Genomic DNA, 3300 nt, shown 5'->3' with positions numbered 1-3300 from the left:
TCGTCATTGATGGTTTGATATTCCTGGAACACCGTACGACCAATGGCATTCAGGTTGAGCGCGCCAGGATATTCAGGCGAGTTCGGCTTCCTATTCAATGATTACGGGTATAGATAAAATGTCTCCTCAGAAAAGAAAATAATAATTTCACATCAGGTTTTTTTTTCTTTATGCTTGATGCCATTGTTTTTGTTGTAACTTGGTATACCAAGTTAATATTAAATCAGATGTTTTCCAGTAAACGGAGTTACAAAGATGGCAAAAATTCATTCTGGTGTTGCAGGATCAGCCTGTCAGACCTGTGGTATTCCTGACTCATGTACCCTTGAAGCAACTATTGAATTCGGGGAACAAAAAGGGGTATATCGACAAGAAGCATTTAATAAAAAGTTTAGTCATTTGGTTGAGTTTAAACCGGATAATAATATTTCTAAGCCTGTAAAACTTCTCCTTAGTTCAATTTCTAAAAGTTGTATTTCCAAAAACCAAGATTGTCCAGTCGGTTATGTTTTTGATGAAAATGGACGGGTGGTTATTCGGTTTACACCCAAACAATCTTATGAAGGTTCATTACGTTACACAAAAAGATGCAAAAATTTCGATTATTCTGAACGAAATCCGATCACCTTACTTAGTAGTTTTCTTTATCGAGAAGCTTTACTGACCGATCCTCGATATAATCAAATATATCGATTAAGTATGGCTGAGTGTGATGATAAACCTTTTATCCCAGTTCTTTCTCAGGACTATATGGGAATTGGGCTTGTTAATTCCCGTATAGAAACGATTAATAATGTTATTACTGTTGGTAAACGTCATCTATTTAGCTCAAGTTTTACGCTGATTCTTCCTCGTTCAGTGGATGTGGATATCAAAATTAGTTTCGATCAATCTGTACAAATACAATCAGATGAAAAACGAAAGGAGCTGATGAAAACGGAAAAGAAGAAGTCTGGATATAAACCTGATCATAGTGGATGGACGAAAAAAACAGGGAAATATGTCTCTAATAAAGGGATTAAAATTGAAGGTAGTATTACCGCTACGTTGGGCAAAGATGAAACTAAATGGTCACGCGAGTTGGAACAAAAATTCAAGGAGCAGACCAACAAAATCAAAGTATTGAGTGATATTGATCGTGGTATAGGTAAGATTAATTATGTCTTACAAAATGATGGTAGCAACGAATATCCTCTTCTTGGGTGCAAATTAACTTATCCTGTTATTTCGATTAAAGGTAAAGGTTGCATCAAACGAATGTCTTCTCAGAAGATTATTCCGCAATATGAGTTTGAGGTAAAAGGTTCACCATTATTTGGCTTCAAAATTACCCTAGATTTACTTCAGGCATTTGCTGCTGTTTATAAAGTTGATACCGTATTAGCTAAAGTGAGAAAAGAGGCTGCAGCTCAGGAAGTGAGTGTAAAACAGGATGGACACGGCGCCTATGCAAAAGCGGAACTTAATATCATTTTTGACTTTACTATTATCGCAGGATTTGGATTTAAGACTGATGAAACAGGGGAATGGGGATATGATAAAAAAGAAGCTAAACTTATGGGGTCGATAACAGGTAAAACCAATATTGAGGTTGGTGTCGGTTTTTGGGGATTTAGTGGTTACTTCAAAGCGGAAGCTATGATTAAAGCCGAAGCATATCTGGGTATCGACGATACTGATCCAAAAAAATTGGATTTAATTCTTTATCACGATGGCATCACTGCCATCGCGTCTATGGGATATGCTGTTCAAGTGGGTAAAACTGATAAAAAAAAGGTTAAACCAGGAATAGGTAATAAAACTACTACGTCCAAAAAAAGTGAGGAGGCTAAATTAAAAAATGAAAAATGGACTATTTACCCGGCACTATCCAAAAAAGAATCGACATGGCGTTGGTCTTTGGACTAAAAAATTAGTGCTAATGTTTGGCATATGTGCAAACGTTATTTCTTGCTCTCAGGCTGAGGAAACAATGAAAGTCAATTACACCATCAATTTTAATACCAATGCGGCTTTTTGTTTGGCAAAAGTTAACGATATTTTGGTGATGGATAGTGGTGATTCTGCTGGAGGTAATTACTCAGCAGGACAAACCATCAGCTCTATTCTGGAAAACGGTAAAAATACCCTGACGGTATCTATGCATAATGCACTATGGGGTGAATCAGAAAAGAAACCGACTCCTGATATGTGGTGTTCGGTACTTCTAAAAAAAGTGAATCAATTTGGCGAAGAACAAACGGTCACCGGTATCAAGCTAATTGTGGACAAGGATAGAAATATTATTGTAGATAAAGATTTCTATCCATCTCCAGTAAATACTTTTGGTAAGACGGAACGTCATTACGAAGATGACACAAGAGAAGCTACTAAAGATTTTTACGCAGAAGATTTACCTGATTGGGAATGGACAAAAGCCACACCTGTTACGAAAGCTGATATCCCCAAAGTCAAAGTATTTTATGAAGAATTACAACAAGCCTTTGCTCAGCAAGACCTCAAAAAAATTCGGTCAATGACAAAAGCAGCCTGGGAAATAATGGGGAAAGAGAGAGGTGCTTCGCCTGATTTTATGTGGGACTCTATGGATTTTAAAGGTTTTTTTGAAAAGGGTTATAAAGCCGTTCCTATTAGCTGGGATAAATATGAATTTTATACCTACAAAAACAACCGAATATTTCGTTTTGAATATGATTACGACAGAGTTTCACCGATAGAATTGGAAAAGGGTGATGATGTTTTTTTCTACAATCCTTATCTCTCTATCGTTGATGGCAAAGTTATGGTGGTTCATTAACAAATTTGTTTTGTGCTTCGTGAAGGTTTTTACGGAGCACGCATTAATGGAATAAAGAATATATTCGCAACTATGCAAACGAATTAATCAACGTATTGGGTGAATATATACCCAATAGATTTCAAGATGGATCGTGACGGCCAGGGAGCGAATCCCCGGGAGCCTAGATAACTCTGTGACCGGGGTGAGTGAGTGCAGCCAACAAAGAGGCAACTTGAAAGATAACGGGTATAAACTTATTGAAATATATAAGTTGGAAGTAGGTAACGGGAAGAATACTGTCCCGCTCGTTTTTTCGTTTCAACTTTGTACTGAATCGTCATTTTACATGAAGAAACGGTTGTTTCTCAGCACTGCTTGTTGGATTACAGGCGGTTATGTGACGCATTTTTGCATTATTGAGGTATAGTATTTAAAAAGCGTGGCAATTTAATTGTTACGCTTTTTTATTTTATAAATTTTATCTTATTCTTGATTTTATGGTTTCTTATCCATCATTATAA

The 3300-nt window shown here is 36.6% G+C and carries 2 protein-coding genes; both read left to right on the top strand.

Annotation, left to right across the window (positions count from 1 at the left end):
* Nucleotides 1-255: 255 nt before the first annotated feature.
* Nucleotides 256-1908, top strand: coding sequence for a hypothetical protein (locus BO26_RS18135; protein WP_036773948.1), 1653 nt, complete (start codon nt 256-258; stop codon nt 1906-1908).
* Nucleotides 1841-2797 carry a hypothetical protein gene (locus BO26_RS18130; protein ID WP_157835581.1) on the top strand — a complete coding sequence of 319 codons (957 nt, stop codon included), beginning with the start codon at nt 1841-1843 and terminating at the stop codon, nt 2795-2797. The genes BO26_RS18135 and BO26_RS18130 overlap by 68 nt, the downstream gene beginning before the upstream one ends.
* The last annotated feature ends 503 nt before the right edge of the window (nt 2798-3300 follow it).

It is taken from the genome of Photorhabdus australis DSM 17609, assembly GCF_000711895.1.
GTDB classification, from domain to species: domain Bacteria; phylum Pseudomonadota; class Gammaproteobacteria; order Enterobacterales; family Enterobacteriaceae; genus Photorhabdus; species Photorhabdus australis.
Note: the sequence above shows the minus strand (reverse complement) of the source record. Positions and strands in the feature narration are given on the sequence as shown.

Excerpts from the sequence above, each read along its gene's own strand:
- BO26_RS18135 (WP_036773948.1), top strand. The coding sequence starts at position 256 with ATGGCAAAAATTCATTCTGGTGTTGCAGGATCAGCCTGTCAGACCTGT.
- BO26_RS18130 (WP_157835581.1), top strand. The coding sequence starts at position 1,841 with ATGAAAAATGGACTATTTACCCGGCACTATCCAAAAAAGAATCGACAT.